Here is a 19,298-nt window from a genome sequence, read left to right as displayed (position 1 = left end):
GCCCCGACGGGTCAATCTATGCCGAAGGATGAAGCGGCCGGCGAAAGGTCTCGGGCAGGAACAGAAGCCCGACCACCAGCGTGATCACCGCGACGATGACCGGATACCAGAGGCCGTAATAGATGTTGCCCGTCGCCGCGACCATCGCGAACGCCGTCGTCGGCAGGAAGCCGCCGAACCAGCCGTTTCCGATATGATAGGGCAAGGACATGGCGGTGTAACGGATGCGACTGGGGAAGAGCTCGACGAGCAAGGCGGCGATCGGGCCGTAAACCATCGTCACCAGCAGCACGAGATAGAAGAGGATCCCGACGACGAGAGGCTTGTTCATCGCGGCGAGATCGGCCTTGGCGGGATAGCCGGCGGCGGCGGTCGCGGCGGCGAGTTGCTGGCGGAAAGCCTCCGCGGCGGCGGCGCGATCCTCCTCGGCGAGCCGCCATGGTTCGGGAGCGACCAGCACGCGATCGCCGATCCAGACGTCCGCCGCTTCGCCGGTACGGCGCGGACGCGTCACGCTGGTGTAGCTGACGCCCGCTTTCGCGAGCGCCGATTTCGCGATGTCGCAACCCGTGCTCTCGAACTTCTCCTTGCCGATCGGATCGAACTGGAAAGCGCAGGCACCGGGATCGGCCTGGACCGTCACGGCCGCCGTCCGCTGCGCCTTCGCCATCGCCGGATTGGCCGCTTCGGTCAGCATCTGGAACGCCGGAAAGTAGGTGAGCGCCGCCAGCGCGCAGCCCGCGAGGATGATCGGCTTGCGCCCGATCCTGTCGCTGAGCCAGCCGAAGACGATGAAGAAGGGCGTGCCGAGCGCGAGCGCGATGGCGATCAATATGTTCGCGGTCGCGCCGTCGACCTTCAGCGTCTTTTCGAGGAAGAAGAGCGCATAGAATTGCCCCGAATACCAGACGACCGCCTGCCCTGCGACCGCGCCGAACAGCGCGACGAGGACCCATTTGAGATTGTCCCAGCGGCCGAAGGCCTCGGTCAGCGGCGCCTTCGACGTCGTACCTTCCTCCTTCATCTGCTTGAAGACCGGGCTTTCCTCGAGCTGGAGGCGGATCCACAGCGACACGCCGAGCAGGATCACCGAAATGAGGAAGGGAATGCGCCAGCCCCAGTCGGCGAAGGCGGCCTCGCCCATCGCCGAGCGGATGGCGATGACGACGCCGAGCGCCGCGAACAGGCCGAGCGTCGCGGTGGTCTGGATGAAGCTGGTGAAGAAGCCGCGTTTGCCCTCGGGCGCATGTTCGGCGACGTAGGTCGCAGCGCCGCCATACTCGCCCCCGAGCGCGAGCCCCTGGACGAGCCGGAGCAGGACGAGCAGGATCGGCGCCGCAACCCCGATCGACGCATAGCTGGGCAGCACGCCGACGAGGAAGGTCGAGGCGCCCATCAGACCCATGGTGACGAGGAAGGTGTTCTTGCGCCCGACGAGGTCGCCGATGCGCCCGAAAACGAGCGCGCCGAACGGCCTTACCGCAAAGCCCGCGGCGAAAGCGGCGAGCGCGAAGATGAAGCCGGTGGTTTCGTTGACGCCCGAGAAGAATTGCGCCGAGATGATCGTCGCGAGCAGGCCGTAGAGGTAGAAATCATACCATTCGAACACCGTGCCGAGCGAGGAAGCGAGGATGACCTTGCGTTCGCTCTGCCTACTGTCCGCCGTTAGTGCGGCTACACCCGCGCCATCCGTCATCCGCTATCCTCTCGCCCTGTTATGGCACGGAGGGTAGCCGGTCGCGACGTGGCGTCAATCGTCCAGACGACCGGACCCAAAAAGTCCGTCATTGCGAGCGAAGCGAAGCAATCTCCAGCTATCGGGCTGGAGATTGCTTCGCTTCGCTCGCAATGACGAGGTTGGCGTCAACCGACGCGCTTGACCGCGCCCTTGTGCGCGCCGACGCTCTTGTTGCGCGGGCGGAAGCGGCGCTTGCGCTGCGGCTGGCCGTCAGCCGCCGGAGCATCGCGGCGCGGGCCGCGGTCGCCGCGCGGCTGGCCCCCGTCGCGGTGCCCGGCGTCGCGTTGGCCCCCGTCCCGCTGACGGTGCGCTTCCTCGCGCTGGCGCTGCGGGTTGCGGCCCTTGCTGCCGGTGTCGCGCGGCGGCTGCACCGGTTTGGGCAGGTTGCGCACCAGTTCGCTGAAATTGTCGGGCAGCGGCATCGGCTCCGATTTAGTCCGCGTCACCCGCTCGATGTCGCGCATGTAAGTGCGCTCGTCGGGGGCGATGAAGCTGATCGCCTTGCCCTCGGCGCCGGCGCGCGCGGTGCGGCCGATGCGGTGGACATATTGTTCGGGGACATTCGGAATTTCGAAGTTGATCACATGGCTGACGCCCGACACGTCGATGCCGCGCGCGGCGATGTCGGTGGCCACCAGCACGGCCACGTTGCCGTCCTTGAAGCCCGACAGGGCGCGGGTGCGCGCCGCCTGGCTCTTGTTGCCGTGGATCGCCATCGCCTTGATCTTCGCACCCGCCAGATGGCGCACGACGCGGTCGGCGCCATGCTTGGTGCGGGTGAAAATGAGCGCGCGGTCGATGTCCTCGCGATTGATCACCGCGGTCAGCAGCGCCTGCTTTTCCTTCTGCTCGACGAAGGTCGAATATTGGCGGATCTTTTCCGCGGTCGTCGCCTGCGGCGTGACCGACACGGTGACCGGATCGTTGAGGAACTGGTCGGCGAGCCCCGCGATCTCCCGCGGCATCGTCGCCGAGAAGAAGAGGTTCTGGCGGCGCGACGGGAGCAGCTTGGCGATGCGGCGCAGCGAGTGGATGAAACCCATGTCCATCATCTGGTCGGCTTCGTCGAGGACGAAGATTTCGACGTCGTCGAGACGCAGCGCGCGCTGGTCGATCAGGTCGAGCAGCCGGCCCGGCGTCGCGACGAGGATGTCGACGCCCTTTGCAAGGTCGCGGATCTGCCGGTTGATCGGCACGCCGCCAAAGACGGTCGAGATGCTGAGCTTGGTGAAGCGGCCATAGTCGCGGCAGCTCTGCGCGATCTGCGCCGCAAGCTCGCGCGTCGGCGAGAGGACGAGCATCCGGCAGCTGCGCGGATTCGCGCCATGCGGATAGGTCAGCAGGTGGTGGATCGACGGCAGCGAAAAGGCCGCGGTCTTGCCGGTGCCGGTCTGCGCGATACCGCAGAGGTCGCGGCCCTGCTTGAGCACGGGGATCGCCTGAAGCTGGATCGGCGTCGGCTGGGTATAGTTTTTGGCGGCAAGCGCGCGATTGATGTCGGCGTGCAGGCCAAAGTCGTTGAAAGTCGTCATAATTACTCACAATGGGCGACGCGCACAGCGTCCGCTCGCATCGAACGGACGGCGCACGGCCGCGGGTTCGAAACGACCCGCGTGAAAGGGTGCCTCTGGGGACAAAGCGCCGGTCCGGCTCGTCCCGCGCCTTTCTCGGGCGGGAAAATCACGCTGCCGGTGGTTGCGGCGGGAAGGACCCGCCATGCTGCGCTGCACCATCATATGGCATGGGTTGCGCGATATTGCAAGATTATTGCGCACCATTCCGGTCCCGTTCGCCCTGAGCTTGTCGAAAGGCCGTTCTTTCTTCATCAAGGAAATATCGTTGCCCGCGAAGGCGGGGGCCGCCGGCATCCTGATGCGACGTTGCGCGAGGCCGTCAGCGGACCCCGCCTTCGCGGGGGCGACGTGAACAAGGGGAAGGATATGACCGAAAAGATCATCGTCATCGACGAGGGCACGACCTCGACCCGCACGATGCTCTTCGACGTCGAGGGCACGCCGCTCGGCAGCGCGCAGCGCGAGATACGGCAGCATTATCCGGGGCCCGGCCTCGTCGAGCATGACGCCGCCGAAATCTGGGACGCGACGCTCGCCTGCACGCGCGAGATGGTCGCGCGCGCGGGCGGGGCCGACCGGGTCGCAGCGATCGGCATCACCAACCAGCGCGAGACGGTGGTGTTCTGGGACCGCCAGACCGGGCAGCCGCTCGCGCGCGCGATCGTGTGGCAGGACCGGCGCACTGCCACCGCTTGCGCCGCGCTGAAGGAAGCGGGGCACGAGGAATGGGTGCAGCAGGCGAGCGGGCTGCTGCTCGATCCCTATTTCTCCGGAACCAAGATCGGCTGGGCGCTGAAGCACTGGCCGCAGCTTCGCGAGGCGGGCGACCGGCTCGCCGTGGGGACGATCGAATCCTATCTCGTTTACCGCCTGACCGGCGGCGTGCATGTCACCGACGCGAGCAATGCGTCGCGCACCTTGCTGATGGACATCAATGGCGATGGCGGCTGGGACGACGGGCTTTGCGACCTCATCGGCGTGCCGATGGCGCTGCTCCCCGAAATCGCCGGCAACACCGCGACCGTGGGCACGACCGATCCGGCGCTGTTCGGCGGCGCGATCCCCATCTGTGGCATGGCGGGCGACCAGCAGGCGGCGACGGTCGGGCAGGCGTGCCTGGCGCCGGGGCAGACCAAAGCGACCTTCGGCACCGGCGCCTTCATTCTGTCGGCGAGCGGCACGACGCGGCCGCAATCGGACAACCGCCTGCTCGCGACGGTGCTCGTGCAGGAAGGCGACGTCCGTTCCTATGCGCTCGAAGGATCGGTGTTCGTCGCCGGCAGTCTGATCAAATGGCTGCGCGACGGGCTCGGCCTGCTGGCGAGCGCGGGCGAGAGCGAGGGGCTCGCGCGCTCGGTCGCTGACAATGGCGGCGTCTATCTGGTCCCCGCGCTCGCCGGGCTTGGCGCGCCGCACTGGCGGCCCGATGCGCTGGCGGCGCTGTCGGGGCTGAGCTTCGCTACGGCCAAGGCGCATGTCGCGCGCGCGGCGTTGGAGGCGCAGGCCTATCAGGCGCACGATTTGAAATCGGCCTTCGCCGCCGACGGGGTCGATTGGGCCGAGGTGCGCATCGACGGCGGCATGGCGGCGAACGACTGGATGGCGCAGGATCTCGCCGACATGCTCGACCTGACCGTCGAGCGGCCCGACTTCGTCGAAAGCACCGCGCTCGGCGCCGCGATGCTCGCCGCGACCGGCGCGGGCCTCTATCCCGATCTCGCGAGCGCCGCCAAGGCGATGCGCGGCACCGCGACGCGCTTCACCCCGGCGCTCGACGCCGAAAAACGCAAAACGCGCCTTGCCGGGTGGCAAAGCGCGCTTGCGAAGGTTTTGGCTTCTTAAGCCCCTCCTCTTCAGAGGAGGGGTTGGGGTGGTGGACGCCGGTGAAGGGCACCACCCCGCTGCGACTAGCGAACAAGTTCGCAAGTCTCGCTGCCCCTCCTCTGAAGAGGAGGGGTTGGTCTCTTGATTAACGCTTGAGCGTCAGGCCGCCGAAACGCTTGTTGAACTTCGCGACCTGACCGCCGGCGTCGAGCAGGCGTCCGGTGCCGCCGGTCCAGGCCGGGTGCGCGGTGGGGTCGATTTCGAGCGTCATCACGTCGCCCTCTTTGCCCCAGGTCGAGCGCGTCTGATATTCGGTGCCATCGGTCATCTTGACCGTGATCATGTGATAATCGGGGTGAACGTCTTTTTTCATCTCTCAAGCTCCTGTGCCGCTGGTTACCGACCAGCGGCTGAGTCTGTGCGTCCGAGAACGCGAAGTGGCGCCCTTAGTGGGCAATCGCGGGAAAAGCAACACCCGCATCCTCGTCATTGCGAGCGAAGCGAAGCAATCTCCAGCTATCGGTCTTGCGCAAGGCCGATAGCTGGAGATTGCTTCGTCGCTGCGCTCCTCGCAATGACGGCGAGAACGAAATGGATTGAGTTCAATCGCCCGGCGGATCGGCGATCATCGCGGTGAACTGGCATTCGGTCGCGAGCTGGCCGTCCAGCATCGCCTTGCCTTCGAACTTGCAGATGTTCCGCTTCGCCTGAAGGATGGTGACGTGGAGGTCGAGCAGCACGCCGGGTTCGACGGGCTTCCTGAACTTCACCCCGTCGATGCCCATGAAATAGACGAGCTTGCCCGAGCCGCCGAGGCCCAATGATTCGACCGCGAGGATGCCGCCGGCCTGCGCCAGCGCCTCGACGATGAGGACGCCGGGCATGATCGGCCGGCCGGGAAAATGGCCCTGGAAAAAGGGCTCGTTCATCGTCACCGCCTTGACCGCGTGGATCGAGGTGTCTTTCACCATCGATTCCACCCGGTCGACGAGCAGCATCGGATAACGGTGCGGCAGCAGCGTCAGGATCCGGCGGATGTCCACCGGGCCCAACGCCCCTGCCCCATTTTCCCCGTCCGTCATCGGATCAGCGCGTGGTCGGCTGGGTGCCGGTGGGCGCCGGAGCCGGAGTGCCCTGCGACGCGCGCGCCGCGTCCATCAGCTGCTGGTTACGCTGCTGGACGAGCTGGCCGGGCTGATAGCCGGCCGGGACCGCGATCGACACGCTCGGCAGGATGCGGTTGAGTTCGGTCACCACCGCGTCGGTGATGTCGACATTGTTTTCACGCGCGAGAACAGCGTCGGGGTTGAGCAGCAGGTCGATCTTCTTCGCGGTCATCGCGGCCTTGATCGCTTCGTTCATGCGGACGCTGATCTGGTCCTCGACATAGGCGATGGCGAGGTCGACCGGCGCGCCGATCTGGCCGAGTTCGGTCTGCGCCGCCTGGCGCTTGTCCTGCACCGCCTTCGCGGCCGCCTGGAGCGCGGCCTGGTTCTGCGGCGTCTTTTTCGCCTCTTCATTATATTTCGCGATCAGGACGTTGATTTCGGCCTGCAGCGTCTGGCCGCGCGACTGCTGCTGATCGATCTGCGCCTTGTAGGTGGTCTCGATCTGCTTCGACGCGGTCTGGAAAGCGTTCGAGCGCGCGGCGGCGATGCGCACGTCGGCGACGCCGACGCCCTTCGCCTGCGCGAAGGCGGGGGCCGAGAGGATGGGCGAAACCGACAGCGCGGCGATCGCCAGCGCGGAGGCGGCAAATATTTTCTTCATCAGAATTGGGTTCCTACATTGAATGAGAAGCGTTTGGTATCATCGCCCTCTTCTTTACGAAGGGCGTAAGCGAAATCGATCCGGAAGGGACCGAAAGGAGAGTTCCAGTTGACCCCGGCGCCGATCGCGACGCGCGGCATCCAGGTGTCGCCGAAGAAGCGTTCCTCGAACGGCGCGAGCGACGAGAAGCCGGCCGGACAGGTCGTATAATCGCCGGTCCCCGTCGTGACCCCGTCGGTCGTCGTGGTCGTTTCGGTCGCGAACTGGCTCTGGCCCGTGCTCGCGTTGCGGCACAGGAATTTGGTGAAGCCATCGGCCGGATCGCGGAAATCCGCGAGCGTGGTCAGCGTCGGGCGCTTCACGCTCCACACCGAACCGACGTCGAGGAAGATCGACGGCCGCAGCCCCAGTTCCTTCGCCCCGGTCCCGAGAGGAATGTCGAGTTCGATCCGCCCCTGATAATAAGCGCGGCCGCCAAGCGCGTCGTCGATCTGGCCGCGATTGTCGTTGCTGGTATCGATCACCGGATTGAGCGGATCGTAGGTCGCGGCATAGCGGATGACGCGCGGCCCGACGCCGCGAATGTCGAAGCCGCGCATCTGCGGTTCGCCGAGGAAGAAGCGGTCGGTCAGGCGAACCTTGTCGCTGGTCGGGGTCGGGCGCCCGCCAAACGGATAGATATAGCCGCCCTCGGCCGAGATGTTGAGGATGAAGCGGCTGCCGAGGTTGAAATGCTTGCTGCCCGCAAGGCGCGTGCGGACATATTTGACGCTGCCGCCGAGCCCGGCGAAATCCTGGCTCAGGGACAGCGACTGGCCGCGCGTCGGACGCAGGCGGTTGTCGCGGTCATCGTAAGCCAGCGTATAGCCGAGCAGCGACGTCGTGCGGCTGCCGATCGCATCGCAGAGATAACGGCCCGCGACGAGCGGGTCGCATTCGTCACCGAAATAATAGATTCCCTTGTCGAGCGTCACATCGTCGAAGTTGATGCTGTAACGGCCGAAGAAGGACATATATTCGGTCAGCGGCACGCCGACGTTGACCTGCGCGCCGGTCGTGACCTGTTCGAAGGTCGTGCGGCGGTCGTTGTCGATGAAGTTGAACGAGTTCAAATCGCGGCGATAGACGCTGCCGCCGATCGAGATGTTGCGGTCGAACAGATAGGGTTCGGTGAAACCCAGTTCGATCGACTTCGAATAGCTCGAATAATTGACCGACGCCTGAAGCTGCTGGCCGAGGCCGCGGAAGTTGCGCTGGCGGATCGACGCCTGGAGCAGGAAATTCTCGATCGACGAGAAACCCGCCGAGAGCGACAATTCGCCCGTCGGCTTTTCCTCGACATTGGTTTCGAGGATGATGCGGTCGGGCGCGCTGCCTTCCTTGCGCTCGATTTCCAGATTTTCCTGGAAATAACCGAGGCTGTTGATGCGGCTCTCGGTGCGCTTGACGCCGAAGCTGTTGAAGGCGTCGCCCTCGTTGAGGCGGAATTCGCGGCGCACCACCTTGTCGTGCGTCAGCGTGTTGCCGTTGACGTCGATGCGCTCGACATAGGTACGCGGGCTTTCGCCGACGTTGAAGGTGATCGCCATCGTCCGGTCGTCCGGATTGCGGCGGAATTCGGGATTGATGTCGGCGAAGGCGTAGCCGAAGAGGCCGGCGGTCTCGCTGAGGCTTTCGACCGTGTCCTCGACCAGCTTCGCATCGTACCAGTCGCCGGTCTTCATCGGCAGCAGCTTCTTCAGCATCTCGGGCTGGAAGTCGCGGATTTCACTCTGCACGTCGACGTCGCCGAACTTGTAGCGTTCGCCCTCCTCGACGACATAGGTGATGATGAAATCCTGCTTGTTGCTCGTGAGCTCGGCGACCGCCGAAATCACGCGGAAGTCGGCATAGCCGTTGGTGAGGTAGAAAAGGCGCAGCTTCTGCTGGTCGTAGGCGAGGCGATCGGGATCGTAGCTGGTGTTCGACGACAGGATCGTCAGCAGGCCCGTTTCCTTGGTCGCCATCTCGTCCTTGAGGTCGCCGTCGCTGAACTTCTCGTTGCCGATGATGTTGATCTGGCGGACCTTCGACTTCGGCCCTTCGTTGATTTCGAAGACGACGTCGACGCGGTTCTGGTCGAGCGACACCATCTTGGGCTCGACGGTCGCGGCGAAGCGGCCCTGCCTTTTGTAGAGTTCGATGATGCGCGCGACGTCGGCGCGCACTTTCGAGCGCGTATAGATCTGGCGCGGCGCCATCTTGATCTCGGGACGGATCTTGTCCTCTTTCAGGCGCTTGTTGCCTTCGAGGATCACGCGGTTGATCACCGGGTTTTCGGCGACCTGGATCGTCAGCGCACCATTGTTGTCGGTGATCTGAAAATCCTTGAACAGCTCGGTCGCGGCAAGATCCTTCAGCGCCTGGTCGAGCACTGCGCGATCATATTGCTGGCCGACGCGCAGGCGCAGGTAGGACAGGATCGTCTGCGCCTCGAGCCGCTGATTGCCGGTGACGGTGATCGACTGGATCGTCGTCGCGGCCGGAACCGCTTCGGGGGCGGGCGCCGGGACCGTCGGAGCGGGGACGGGCGGCGGCGCGACCTCCTGCGCCATCGACGGCGTCGCGAGCATCGTGCCGGCCAGAAGAACCGCCGACAGCTGCGTCCGCGCCGAGAATTTGTGTGAAGCCACGCTGTTCATCCCGAAAAAATAACTCAAAAGCGACAAACCCGCCTGACCGCGGGCTTGGCGCAACTCCCTGCCCCAGACTCGCTATCCAATCAAGCGGGCGATCCTGTCCCACACGCCAATTGAGCCCAAATCGTTGAAAGTCACGACCAGCATGAGGGTCGCGATCGCCGCAAAGCCGAATCGGAACGCCCATTCCTGCGCCGCGGGAGGCGCGGGACGCCGCCGGATCGCCTCATAGGCGTAAAAGGCCAGATGACCGCCATCGAGCATCGGCAATGGCAAGAGGTTGATGAACCCCAGATTGATAGAAATGAGGGCGGTGAAGCCAATCAGGGTCGCGAGCCCCAGCGTCGCCGCTTCGCCCGACGCCTTCGCGATTTTCACCGGCCCGCCCATTTCCTTGATCGAGCGTTCCCCGGTCAGAAATTGCTGGAGGATCGCGGCGGTCAGGCGGACCATTTCAGCCGTCCGATCGACCCCAACACGCAGTGCCTCCGCTGGACTGACAGCCGTATAGACAGGCGCCCCGGGCCAGACGCCGATAATGGCACGCTGCGTCTTGTTCCCGAAAGGATCGGTCTCGGTAATCATCTGTGGTTTCAGCGTTAGTGTAAAACGCTCGTGTCCCCGTTCGACGACCAGTTCCGCAGGTTTCGCGAGATTGATGGAGACGGCGCTTTGAATGTCGACGAACAGCTCGATAGGCCGTCCATCGATCGAGAGGATGCGGTCGCCGGCGAGCAGGCCGGCTTCGGCTGCCGGTCGCCCTGCATCCACCTTTCCGATCACGGCGGGAGTGCGGCCAACGCCGTAAACCATCGCAAAGGCCGCAAAGATCAGGATCGCGAACAGGAAATTGGTCACCGGCCCCGCGAGCACGATGAGCGCACGCTTCCACACGGGCTGCGCGGGAAAGCTGTGCGATTTCTCTTCGGCGGGCAGATGTTGCCAATCGGCGTCGGGCTGGCTGACGGCATCGCGGTCACCCGCGAACTGGACATAGCCGCCGAGCGGCAGCCAGCCGATCTTCCATTCGGTGCCGCGCTTGTCGGTCCAACCGAGGATCTTGCGCCCGAATCCGATCGAGAAAGTGTCGGCCTTCACCCCGCACCAGCGGCCGACGATATAATGCCCATATTCATGTACGAAGACGAGCGGCCCAAGGACGGCGAGAAAAGCGACCAAATAAAGCCAAAGCGGCACATCAGGCATGTTCGTACTGGTCCACAAAATGCTGCGCGGCCGCGCGGGATGCGGCATCGACGCTGAATATGTCCTGAAGCGACGCCGGGGCGGCCGGGGCGTCGACATCGATCACGCGGCGCACCGTATCGACGATCGCGGGGAAGGAAATGCGGCCCGCGAGGAAGGCGGCGACCGCCACCTCGTTCGCGGCGTTGAGCTGCGCCGGGCGTGCGCCGCCCTCGGCGATCGCGGCGCGGCAGAGCGCGGTCGCGGGGAAACGCACCTCGTCGGGGGCTTCGAAATCGAGCCGGGCGATCGTCGCGAGGTCGAGCGGCGCGCACGGCGTCGCCATCCGCTGCGGCCAGGCGAGCGCCGACGCGATCGGAATGCGCATGTCGGGCGTGCCGAGCTGCGCGAGCGTCGAACAGTCGATATATTCGACGAGGCTGTGGATCACCGACTGCGGATGGACGAGAATCTCGATGCGGTCGAGCCCGACGGGGAACAAATGATGCGCCTCGATCAGTTCGAGCCCCTTGTTCATCATCGTCGCCGAATCGACGCTGATCTTCGCGCCCATCGACCAGTTGGGATGCGCGACTGCCTGTGCGGGCGTGACGCGCGCCATGTCGTCGGCGCGCATCGTGCGGAAGGGGCCGCCGCTCGCGGTCAGGATGATGCGCCGTACCTGGTCGATGCGCCCGCCCGCAAGGCACTGGAAGATCGCATTATGCTCGCTGTCGACGGGCAGGATCGTCGCCCCCGACGCACGCGCGGCTGCGGTCATCAGCTCGCCCGCCGACACCAGCGCCTCCTTGTTGGCGAGCGCGACGTCATGGCCGGCGGCGAGCGCCGCCATCGTGGGCGCGAGGCCCGCGGTGCCGACGATCGCCGCGAGGACGAGGTCGGTGGGACGCTGCGCGGCCTCGACGAGCGCCGCGGCGCCGGCAGCGGTCTCGATACCGGTTCCGGCGAGCGCTTGCCTGAGCGCGTCGTGACAGCTCTCATCGGCGACGACGGCGAGATCGGGGCGAAACTCCCTTGCGAGCTTCGCCAGCTCGGCAACGTCGCAATTGGCGGTCAGCACCGAGACCCGCCAGGCCTCGCCATCGCGGCGCACGAGGTCGAGGGTCGATTGCCCGACCGAGCCGGTTGCGCCGAACAGGGAGAGGCGGCGGGTCATGTCAGCCGCGCACCGCGATCTGACCCGCGAAGGCGAGCGCACCGAGCAGCAAGGCAACCGGCAGCACGCCATCGACGCGGTCGAAGAGGCCGCCGTGGCCGGGAATGAGCTTGCCCGAATCCTTGACCCCCGCGCGGCGCTTCATCCAGCTTTGCGCGAGGTCGCCGAGCTGCGCCAGCAGGCCCATGAACAGCCCGATCCATAAAGGCACCCCGGTGACCCCCGCGCGGTCGCCGATCGTCGCGCTGGCGATCAGCGCCGCGACCATGCCGCCGATCAGCCCCGACCAGGTCTTCGACGGGCTGATCGTCGGCGCAAGGCGCGCGCCGCCGAAGGCGCGGCCCGCGAAATAGGCGCCGATGTCGGTCGCCCAGACCATGCCGAACACCCAAAGCGCCGCGGTCATGCCGAGATGGTCGCGAACGAACCACAGCCCCGCCATCGCGCCGAGCACGAGGATCGGACCGAGGATATGGAGCGCGATCCTGGCGCCGCCGCCGAGCGGCATCGCCTTCACGAGCTGGAACCATTCGACGAGAACGAGCGCGCCGCCGACGAGCAGCAGCAGGCCGAAGGCGATGCCGCCGAACCACAGTGCGGCGCCCGCGATCGCGAACAGGATGATCGCCGAGGCAAGCCGCACCCAGAGATCCGATTTCGCTGCTGCCGTCATTGTCCAGGCTCTTTTCTTGAGCCCCTCCCCTTCAAGGGAGGGGTTGGGGGTGGGGGCTCGCGGCCTTGCACCTGGCCGATGGCCCCCACCCCGCTGCGACTAGCGAACAAGTTCGCAAGTCTCGCTGCCCCTCCCCTGAAGGAGAGGGGTTGAAAGGGGGGCGAACCGGCACACAAGACCATCACAATCCCCCGTAACGGCGATCGCGGCGCGCGAAATGGTCGAGCGCCGCTTTGAGATCGGCCGGCTTGAAGTCCGGCCACAAGATGTCGGTGAAATAGAGTTCGGCATAGGCCGACTGCCAGAGCAGGAAGTTCGACAGCCGCACTTCGCCCGAGGTGCGGATGAGGAGGTCGAGCGGCGGCATGTCGGCGGTGTCGAGGTTCGCCTCGATCGCCTCCGCCGTGATCCCGCCCTGCGCCGCGGCGGCGCTCGCCGCACGCACCAGCTCGTCCTGCGCGCCATAGTTGAGCGCGACCGCGAGCGTCGTGCGCTTGTTGCCCGAGGTGCGTTCGAGCGCATTCTCAATGAGCGCGACGACGTCGGGCGCGAGCGCGCGCCAATTGCCGATGACCTTGAGCTTCACGTCGTTCGCGGCGAATTCGTCGAGGTCGCTGAGGATGAAACGCTTCATCAGCCCCATCAGGTCGTTGACCTCCTCCTCGGGCCGCTTCCAGTTTTCGGAACTGAAGGCGTAGAGCGTCATCGCCTCGATGCCGAGGTCGCCCGCCGCGCGCACGATCGTCCGTACCGCCTCGACGCCCGCCTTGTGCCCGGCGACGCGGGGCAGCAGGCGCTTTTTGGCCCAGCGGCCGTTGCCGTCCATGATGATCGCGACATGGCGCGCGCCGTGATGGCTTTCAGACACCGGAGAAACCTAGAAACCCGTTCGCCCTGAGCTTGTCGAAGGGCCGTTCTTTCTTGGGCAAGAAAAGGACGGGGCTTCGACAGGCTCAGCCCGAACGGAAGAGAGGTAAGCGCGGATAGCCACTAGCCCAGGATTTCCTTTTCCTTGGCGGTCGCCGCGGCGTCGATTTCGGCGATCGTCGCGTCGGTCAGCTTCTGGACCTCGGTTTCCGACCGCTTGCGATCGTCCTCGCTGATTTCCTTCTTGTTTTCGTCGACCTTGAGATTGTCCATGCCGTCGCGGCGGACGTTGCGGACGGCGACGCGCGCCTTTTCGGCATATTGGCCGGCGAGCTTCGACAGTTCCTTGCGGCGTTCCTGCGTCATTTCGGGGATCGGCAGGCGCAGCATCTGGCCGTCGACGATCGGGTTGAGGCCGAGACCGGCCGAGCGGATCGCCTTGTCGACGGGGCCGACGTTCGACTTGTCCCACACCTGTACCGACAGCATCCGCGGTTCGGGCGCGCTGACCGAGGCGACCTGGTTCAGCGGCATGTGGCTGCCATAGACCTCGACCGTCACCGGATCGAGCAGCGCGGTGTGCGCGCGGCCGGTGCGCAGCCCCGCAAGGTCGTGCTTTAAGGATTCGACCGCGCCGTGCATGCGGCGTTCGAGGTCGGCCTTGTCATATTTCGCCATCTGTCTTTCCTCTCTAAATCTTGTCAGGCCGCATCGCCGACGACGGTGGAAACGCCCTCGCCCGCCAGCACGCGCGCCAGATTGCCGGGCTCGCGGATGTTGAACACGACGATCGGGATATGATTGTCGCGGCAGAGCGCCACCGCGCTCGCGTCCATCACCTTCAGATTGTCGGCGAGCACGCGGTCATAGCTGAGCGTGTCGTAACGCACCGCGCCCGGGTCCTTCTTGGGATCGGCGTTGTAGACGCCATCGACGCTGGTGCCTTTCAGCAGCGCGTCGCATTTCATTTCGGCGGCACGCAATGCGGCGCCGCTGTCGGTGGTGAAATAGGGCGCACCGACACCCGCGGCGAAGATCACGACGCGACCCTTTTCCATATGGCGCTCGGCGCGGCGGCGGATAACGGGTTCGCACACCTTGTCCATTTCGATCGCCGACTGGACGCGCGTTTCGACGCCGAGCTGCTCGAGCGCGTTCTGCATCGCGAGCGCGTTCATCACCGTCGCGAGCATGCCCATATAATCGGCCTGCGCGCGGTCCATGCCCTTCGCCGCGCCCGCCATGCCGCGGAAGATGTTGCCACCGCCGATGACGAGGCAGATTTCAAGGCCGCGGTCCTTGGCTTCCTTGACCTCGGCCGCCATGCTCGCGACCGTTTCGGGATCGATGCCGAACGGGCTGGAACCCATCAGCGCCTCGCCCGACAGCTTGAGCAGGATGCGTTTCATGCCGGGCAATGCCATGTCGTGGGGAACCTCTTGGTATCGATGAATAAGCGAATGGCGCGCACCCTAGAGCGGGCACGCGCCATTGCCAAGCGGACTGCGTCACGGCACGGACCTCTCATTCTCGTCATGCCGGACTTGATCCGGCATCCCGCTTTGCGACGTTGACAGCGGGACCCCGGATCAAGTCCGGGGTGACGAAAATGGGATAAGCGATCGCCTTGTCGACAGCCCGTATTTCGGATCAGACGCCCGCGGCGGCCGCGACTTCCGCCGCGAAGTCGCTTTCTTCCTTCTCGATGCCTTCGCCGAGCTGGAAGCGGACGAAGCCCTTCAAGGTGATCGTCGCGCCGACATCCTTGCCGGCGGCGGCGACGACTTCGGCGACCGGGGTCTTGCCGTCGATCACGAAGAGCTGCGACAGCAGCGCGTTTTCCTTGCGATATTTGGCGATCGCGCCGTCGACCATCTTCGAAACGATCTCGGCGGGCTTGCCCGACTGGGCGGCCTTTTCCTCGGCGATCGCGCGTTCGCGCGCGACGAGGTCGGCGTCGAGATCGTCGCCGTTCAGCGCCAGCGGGTTCGCGGCGGCGACGTGCATCGCGAGCTGCTTGCCGAGCGGTTCGAGAACGTCGGCGCCGGCGGTCGATTCGAGCGCGACGAGCACGCCGATCTTGCCCATGCCGGGCGCGGCGGCGTTATGGACATAGCCGGTGACGGCGCCCGAGTTCACCGAAACGATCGCGCTGCGGCGCAACGACTGATTTTCACCGATCGTCGCGACATTCTGCGTCAGCTGTTCGGCGACGGTGCCGCCGGTCGGATAGGCCGCGGCGTTCAGCGCGTCGATGTCGGTGATGCTGCCGGCAAGCGCGACCTGCGTCACGTCGCGGACGAAGCCCTGGAACTGCTCGTTCTTCGCAACGAAGTCGGTTTCGCTGTTCACTTCGACCATCGCGCCGCGGTTGCCGTCGGTGGCGACGCCGACAAGGCCTTCGGCGGCGACGCGGCCGGCCTTCTTGGCGGCGGCGGCGAGGCCCTTGGTGCGCAGCCAGTCGATCGACGCTTCGATGTCGCCATTGTTTTCGGCGAGCGCCTTCTTGCAGTCCATCATGCCTGCGCCCGTGCGGTCGCGCAGTTCCTTGACGAGAGCGGCCGTGATTTCAGCCATGGAATATTCCTTTCAAAAGGGGCGAGCCCGTCTGGCCCGCGGGACGCCCCGCGCGCATGGCGGGGCGATAAGTCAAAGGGATGACAGAGACGGCGCGAACCCGTGCCGCGCCGTCCCGTCATGCCTGCAAGCGATCAGGCGTCGCTCTGGCGTTCGGTTTCGGCGGCGGCTTCGGCCGGGACCTGTTCGTCCTCGGTCGCCGGAGCGGCGGCGTCGGCAGCCGGGGCCGCTTCTTCGGTCAGCGCGGCTTCGGCGGCGGGCTCGACCGCGGCGCCGAGATCTTCGCCGCGGTTCGCGCGGGCCTGCTGGCCGCCGCGCGTGGCCGCCTGGGCGACCGCTTCGCAATAGAGGCGGATGGCGCGCGCGGCGTCATCGTTCGCCGGAACCGGGAAAGCGATGCCGTCGGGCGAGACGTTCGAATCGAGGATCGCGACGACGGGGATGCCGAGAACATTGGCTTCCTTGATCGCCAGTTCTTCCTTGTTCGCGTCGATCACGAACATCACGTCGGGAATGCCGCCCATGTCGCGGATGCCGCCGAGGCTCAATTCGAGCTTGTCGCGTTCGCGGGTCTTGTTGAGCACTTCCTTCTTGGTGAGGCCCGAGGTGTCGCCCGAGAGCTGTTCTTCGAGCGTCTTGAGGCGCTTGATCGAACCCGAGATCGTCTTCCAGTTGGTGAGCATGCCGCCCAGCCAGCGGTGGTTGACGAAATGCTGGCCCGAAGCGCGGGCCGCATCGGCGATCGCACCCTGCGCCTGGCGCTTGGTGCCGACGAACAGCACCTTGCCGCCGGCGGCCGAGGTCGAGGCGATGAAGTCGAGCGCGCGCGCGAAGAGCGGCACGGTCTGCGACAGGTCGAGAATGTGGATGCCGTTGCGCGCGCCGAAGATATACGGCTTCATGCGCGGGTTCCAACGGTGGGTCTGGTGGCCGAAATGGGCGCCAGCTTCGATAAGATTCTGCATCGTGACGACAGGTGCCGCCATAGTCTTTCTCCTTCCGGTTAGTCCTCTGGAAAGCAAGAACCGAGGCATCCGCGAAGGGATGATCCCGGCACCGGTATGTGCGCCTTCCATGTGGAATGGGCGGCCCGTTAGCCGCCTTGGCCGCCAAAAGCAAGGGGTGTCAGCGTCTTTCGTGCTCGACCGGTCGCGCGCGCCAGACTCGGTTCGGCGACAAAAGGACTCCGTTCGTCGCAAACAGGTTGAGAACAAAACAGGAACAAGGAACAAAAGAACCGCGGAACCGTCGCTGGCTGGCAGGAGGTTTCGCATAAGAAAGCCGAAAGGACAAGATCATGGTTCAGGTCGCTGCCGCTCTCCTCTTCGCCCTCGCCGCCGGGCTCGGCGTCACGGTGATCCTCGCCATGCTCAAGAATAACGAAGACGCGATCCTGTCGGCGCTGCTCGGCGAAGGCGCCTTCCCGATCGACGCCGCGCCGCAGTCTGGCCCGGCCCCGCAGAAAGCGATGCCGCGTCGTTCGGCCGGACGCCGCAATGTCCCGCGCGTGGTCCGCGCCGCGGCGCGGATGCAGGTAGCGATCAGCCGCGCCGCCTGACCTTCGCATAGCTTGCGATCCCGAAGGGGATCATCGCGAGATAGAGGGCGCACACCGCGAGCAGGGTCGGCCACGGCACCGTCATCAACGCCGCGCCGAGCAGCCCCACGCCGGCCAGGGCGAACAGGCGCCACGAGCGGCGAAGACGGATCGACGACCAGCTGTAGGTCGGGATCGCGGAAATCATCAGCATCGCTATTCCCAGCGCCCAGGGCATGACGACATACCATTCGCGGAAGATCTCGTGGCCGGTCGTCAGCCAGAGATAGACGGGTACGAACGACAGGCCGGCCCCGGCGGGCGCGGGAATGCCGGTCATGAAGCCCGCCGACTTGTGCGGCTGAATCTCGGCGTCGAGGCGCGAATTGAAGCGCGCGAGGCGCAACGCGCAGCAGACCGCGAGCGCGAGCGCGGCGGTCCAGCCGAATTTCGGCGCATATTGCAGCGACCAGAGGAAGAGGATCATCGCCGGCGCGACGCCGAACGCGATCACGTCGGAAAGCGAATCGAGCTCGGCGCCGAACTTGCTCTGCGCGCGCAGCAGCCGCGCGATGCGCCCGTCCATCCCGTCGAGCACCCCCGCGAAGATGATCGCCGCGAGCGCCTTTTCCCATTCCTCGCCGATCGCGAAGCGCACGCCGGTCAGGCCGAAGCAGAGCGCGAGCGCGGTGATCGCATTGGGCGCGAAGGCGCGCAGGCTGATTCCGCCGATGCGGCGGCCGGCGGCATCGGGCGCGATCTGCTCCGCCTCGTTTACCGGGGCATCCGCCACCTTATTGCCCGATGCCTTCGATCGTCTCGGCCGCGCCGATCCGCGCGATCACCGTCTCGCCCGCCAGCGTGCGCTGGCCGAGCAGCACCTGCGGCGCGGTGCCCGCGGGCAGATAGACATCGACGCGGCTGCCGAAGCGGATGAGGCCGACGCGCTGGCCCGTCGCCAGTTCGTTGCCCATCGTCACGAAGGGCATTATGCGCCGCGCGACGAGACCCGCGATCTGGGTGAAGCCGACGCGCACGCCATCGGCGCGCTCGACGACGAAATGCTGGCGCTCATTCTCCTCGCTCGCCTTGTCGAGGTCGGCGTTGACGAATTTGCCCGGAATATAGACGAGCTTGCGCAAGATGCCCGCGACCGGGGTGCGGTTGATATGGACGTCGAAGACGCTCATGAAAATCGACACGCGCAGCATCGGCGCGGCGCCCAGCCCGTCGGGTCCCGCGATTTCGGGCGGCGGCGGGACTTCGGCGATCTGGGTGATCAGCCCGTCGGCGGGCGCGACGATCAGGTCGTGGCTTGCGGGCGTAATGCGCACCGGGTCGCGGAAGAAAGCCCCGACCCAGATTGTCACGCCGAGCATCAGCCAGCCGAACAGATTCCAGATCGGCAGCAGCCACAGGCAGAGCGTTATGATGCCCGCGATCAGCAGGAATTTGCGGCCTTCGGGGTGAACCGAGGGCCATTGCCATTTGATGCCGCCGCCGGGCCGGTTCGATGAGATGATGGTGGACATGACCATTCTTCTAAGGTGCGCGCCCGGCAGTGACAATCAATTAGAGCCCGACCATCTTCAAACAAAATCAGCGTATCCCCGCGAAGGCGGGGATCCATACTCCTGCCGGCTCAAAATTGCGCCGACCGGAGATGGGCTCCCGCCTCCGCGGGAGCACACAGCATTT

At 65.6% G+C, this 19,298-nt stretch carries 19 protein-coding genes; 3 read left to right on the top strand and 16 right to left on the bottom strand.

What is annotated here, in order from left to right:
• Window positions 1-16 precede the first annotated feature (16 nt).
• On the bottom strand, window positions 17-1,696 hold the full coding sequence (locus QZL87_RS04020) for an MFS transporter (protein WP_295324009.1): 1,680 nt from the start codon (window positions 1,694-1,696) through the stop codon (window positions 17-19).
• Window positions 1,697-1,863: 167 nt separating this feature from the next.
• A complete protein-coding gene (locus QZL87_RS04015) occupies window positions 1,864-3,270 on the bottom strand; it encodes a DEAD/DEAH box helicase (RefSeq protein ID WP_295324007.1) in 1,407 nt (468 codons plus the stop codon).
• A 184-nt stretch (window positions 3,271-3,454) separates the two neighbouring features.
• Between QZL87_RS04015 and QZL87_RS04010 the strand changes: the two genes are divergently transcribed.
• Window positions 3,455-3,664: a hypothetical protein gene (locus QZL87_RS04010; protein ID WP_295324004.1), complete on the top strand. Its 210-nt coding sequence runs from the start codon at window positions 3,455-3,457 to the stop codon at window positions 3,662-3,664.
• Window positions 3,665-3,678: 14 nt separating this feature from the next.
• A complete protein-coding gene (locus tag QZL87_RS04005) occupies window positions 3,679-5,154 on the top strand; it encodes a glycerol kinase (RefSeq protein WP_295324002.1) in 1,476 nt (491 codons plus the stop codon).
• 127 nt (window positions 5,155-5,281) lie between these two features.
• Here the strand turns inward: QZL87_RS04005 and rpmE are convergent, their stop codons facing one another.
• The 12 genes from rpmE to rpsB all read right to left on the bottom strand — a co-directional run bounded on the left by rpmE (window position 5,282) and on the right by rpsB (window position 17,049).
• Window positions 5,282-5,509: a 50S ribosomal protein L31 gene (rpmE, locus tag QZL87_RS04000; RefSeq protein ID WP_037555096.1), complete on the bottom strand. Its 228-nt coding sequence runs from the start codon at window positions 5,507-5,509 to the stop codon at window positions 5,282-5,284.
• A 229-nt stretch (window positions 5,510-5,738) separates the two neighbouring features.
• Window positions 5,739-6,218 carry a 3-hydroxyacyl-ACP dehydratase FabZ gene (fabZ, locus tag QZL87_RS03995; RefSeq protein WP_295323999.1) on the bottom strand — a complete coding sequence of 160 codons (480 nt, stop codon included), beginning with the start codon at window positions 6,216-6,218 and terminating at the stop codon, window positions 5,739-5,741.
• A gap of 4 nt (window positions 6,219-6,222) precedes the next feature.
• The gene (locus tag QZL87_RS03990) at window positions 6,223-6,906 is read right to left on the bottom strand and encodes an OmpH family outer membrane protein (RefSeq protein ID WP_295323998.1); all 684 of its coding nucleotides are present in this window, start codon (window positions 6,904-6,906) and stop codon (window positions 6,223-6,225) included.
• Window positions 6,906-9,587, bottom strand: a complete 2,682-nt coding sequence (bamA, locus tag QZL87_RS03985) for an outer membrane protein assembly factor BamA (protein ID WP_295326742.1) — start codon at window positions 9,585-9,587, stop codon at window positions 6,906-6,908. The genes QZL87_RS03990 and bamA overlap by 1 nt, the downstream gene beginning before the upstream one ends.
• 72 nt (window positions 9,588-9,659) lie before the next feature.
• On the bottom strand, window positions 9,660-10,790 hold the full coding sequence (rseP, locus tag QZL87_RS03980) for an RIP metalloprotease RseP (RefSeq protein ID WP_295323997.1): 1,131 nt from the start codon (window positions 10,788-10,790) through the stop codon (window positions 9,660-9,662).
• A complete protein-coding gene (locus QZL87_RS03975; protein WP_295323995.1) occupies window positions 10,783-11,946 on the bottom strand; it encodes a 1-deoxy-D-xylulose-5-phosphate reductoisomerase in 1,164 nt (387 codons plus the stop codon). The genes rseP and QZL87_RS03975 overlap by 8 nt, the downstream gene beginning before the upstream one ends.
• A 1-nt stretch (window position 11,947) precedes the next feature.
• Window positions 11,948-12,619 carry a phosphatidate cytidylyltransferase gene (locus QZL87_RS03970; RefSeq protein WP_295323993.1) on the bottom strand — a complete coding sequence of 224 codons (672 nt, stop codon included), beginning with the start codon at window positions 12,617-12,619 and terminating at the stop codon, window positions 11,948-11,950.
• Between the two features lie 181 nt (window positions 12,620-12,800).
• Window positions 12,801-13,487: a polyprenyl diphosphate synthase gene (gene uppS, locus QZL87_RS03965; protein WP_295323990.1), complete on the bottom strand. Its 687-nt coding sequence runs from the start codon at window positions 13,485-13,487 to the stop codon at window positions 12,801-12,803.
• Window positions 13,488-13,609: 122 nt separating this feature from the next.
• Window positions 13,610-14,164 carry a ribosome recycling factor gene (gene frr, locus QZL87_RS03960; RefSeq protein WP_295323988.1) on the bottom strand — a complete coding sequence of 185 codons (555 nt, stop codon included), beginning with the start codon at window positions 14,162-14,164 and terminating at the stop codon, window positions 13,610-13,612.
• A gap of 23 nt (window positions 14,165-14,187) precedes the next feature.
• Complete coding sequence (gene pyrH / locus QZL87_RS03955) at window positions 14,188-14,910, bottom strand: UMP kinase (RefSeq protein ID WP_295323985.1); 723 nt, start codon at window positions 14,908-14,910, stop codon at window positions 14,188-14,190.
• Window positions 14,911-15,136: 226 nt separating this feature from the next.
• Complete coding sequence (gene tsf, locus QZL87_RS03950; RefSeq protein ID WP_295323983.1) at window positions 15,137-16,063, bottom strand: translation elongation factor Ts; 927 nt, start codon at window positions 16,061-16,063, stop codon at window positions 15,137-15,139.
• 134 nt (window positions 16,064-16,197) lie between these two features.
• Window positions 16,198-17,049, bottom strand: a complete 852-nt coding sequence (gene rpsB / locus QZL87_RS03945) for a 30S ribosomal protein S2 (protein ID WP_295323981.1) — start codon at window positions 17,047-17,049, stop codon at window positions 16,198-16,200.
• A 311-nt stretch (window positions 17,050-17,360) separates the two neighbouring features.
• On the opposite strand from rpsB, the gene QZL87_RS03940 reads away from it, so the two are divergent.
• Window positions 17,361-17,621 carry a hypothetical protein gene (locus QZL87_RS03940; protein WP_295323979.1) on the top strand — a complete coding sequence of 87 codons (261 nt, stop codon included), beginning with the start codon at window positions 17,361-17,363 and terminating at the stop codon, window positions 17,619-17,621.
• On the opposite strand, the gene QZL87_RS03935 is transcribed toward QZL87_RS03940, so the two are convergent.
• Both QZL87_RS03935 and QZL87_RS03930 read right to left on the bottom strand, forming a co-directional pair.
• Window positions 17,605-18,360 (bottom strand): phosphatidylcholine/phosphatidylserine synthase, encoded by a 756-nt coding sequence (locus QZL87_RS03935; RefSeq protein WP_295326740.1) that lies wholly within the window; start codon window positions 18,358-18,360, stop codon window positions 17,605-17,607. The genes QZL87_RS03940 and QZL87_RS03935 overlap by 17 nt on opposite strands.
• 34 nt (window positions 18,361-18,394) lie before the next feature.
• Entirely contained in the window at window positions 18,395-19,132 is a 738-nt protein-coding gene (locus QZL87_RS03930) for a phosphatidylserine decarboxylase (protein ID WP_295323976.1), read from the bottom strand.
• Window positions 19,133-19,298 lie beyond the last annotated feature (166 nt).

The sequence above is a fragment of the uncultured Sphingopyxis sp. genome (genome assembly GCF_900078365.1).
Taxonomy (GTDB): Bacteria; Pseudomonadota; Alphaproteobacteria; order Sphingomonadales; family Sphingomonadaceae; genus Sphingopyxis.
The sequence above is the reverse complement of the archived record's forward strand: the minus strand, read 5'-3'. Positions and strand labels throughout refer to the sequence as shown.

Coding starts and splice junctions, on each gene's coding strand:
- QZL87_RS03930 (WP_295323976.1), bottom strand. CDS start 19,132: ATGTCCACCATCATCTCATCGAACCGGCCCGGCGGCGGCATCAAATGG.
- QZL87_RS03975 (WP_295323995.1), bottom strand. CDS start 11,946: ATGACCCGCCGCCTCTCCCTGTTCGGCGCAACCGGCTCGGTCGGGCAA.
- QZL87_RS03970 (WP_295323993.1), bottom strand. CDS start 12,619: ATGACGGCAGCAGCGAAATCGGATCTCTGGGTGCGGCTTGCCTCGGCG.
- pyrH (WP_295323985.1), bottom strand. CDS start 14,910: ATGGCATTGCCCGGCATGAAACGCATCCTGCTCAAGCTGTCGGGCGAG.
- rpsB (WP_295323981.1), bottom strand. CDS start 17,049: ATGGCGGCACCTGTCGTCACGATGCAGAATCTTATCGAAGCTGGCGCC.
- bamA (WP_295326742.1), bottom strand. CDS start 9,587: ATGAACAGCGTGGCTTCACACAAATTCTCGGCGCGGACGCAGCTGTCG.
- QZL87_RS04015 (WP_295324007.1), bottom strand. CDS start 3,270: ATGACGACTTTCAACGACTTTGGCCTGCACGCCGACATCAATCGCGCG.
- tsf (WP_295323983.1), bottom strand. CDS start 16,063: ATGGCTGAAATCACGGCCGCTCTCGTCAAGGAACTGCGCGACCGCACG.
- fabZ (WP_295323999.1), bottom strand. CDS start 6,218: ATGACGGACGGGGAAAATGGGGCAGGGGCGTTGGGCCCGGTGGACATC.
- QZL87_RS04010 (WP_295324004.1), top strand. CDS start 3,455: ATGCTGCGCTGCACCATCATATGGCATGGGTTGCGCGATATTGCAAGA.
- rseP (WP_295323997.1), bottom strand. CDS start 10,790: ATGCCTGATGTGCCGCTTTGGCTTTATTTGGTCGCTTTTCTCGCCGTC.
- frr (WP_295323988.1), bottom strand. CDS start 14,164: ATGGCGAAATATGACAAGGCCGACCTCGAACGCCGCATGCACGGCGCG.
- QZL87_RS04020 (WP_295324009.1), bottom strand. CDS start 1,696: ATGACGGATGGCGCGGGTGTAGCCGCACTAACGGCGGACAGTAGGCAG.
- QZL87_RS04005 (WP_295324002.1), top strand. CDS start 3,679: ATGACCGAAAAGATCATCGTCATCGACGAGGGCACGACCTCGACCCGC.
- rpmE (WP_037555096.1), bottom strand. CDS start 5,509: ATGAAAAAAGACGTTCACCCCGATTATCACATGATCACGGTCAAGATG.
- QZL87_RS03990 (WP_295323998.1), bottom strand. CDS start 6,906: ATGAAGAAAATATTTGCCGCCTCCGCGCTGGCGATCGCCGCGCTGTCG.
- QZL87_RS03940 (WP_295323979.1), top strand. CDS start 17,361: ATGGTTCAGGTCGCTGCCGCTCTCCTCTTCGCCCTCGCCGCCGGGCTC.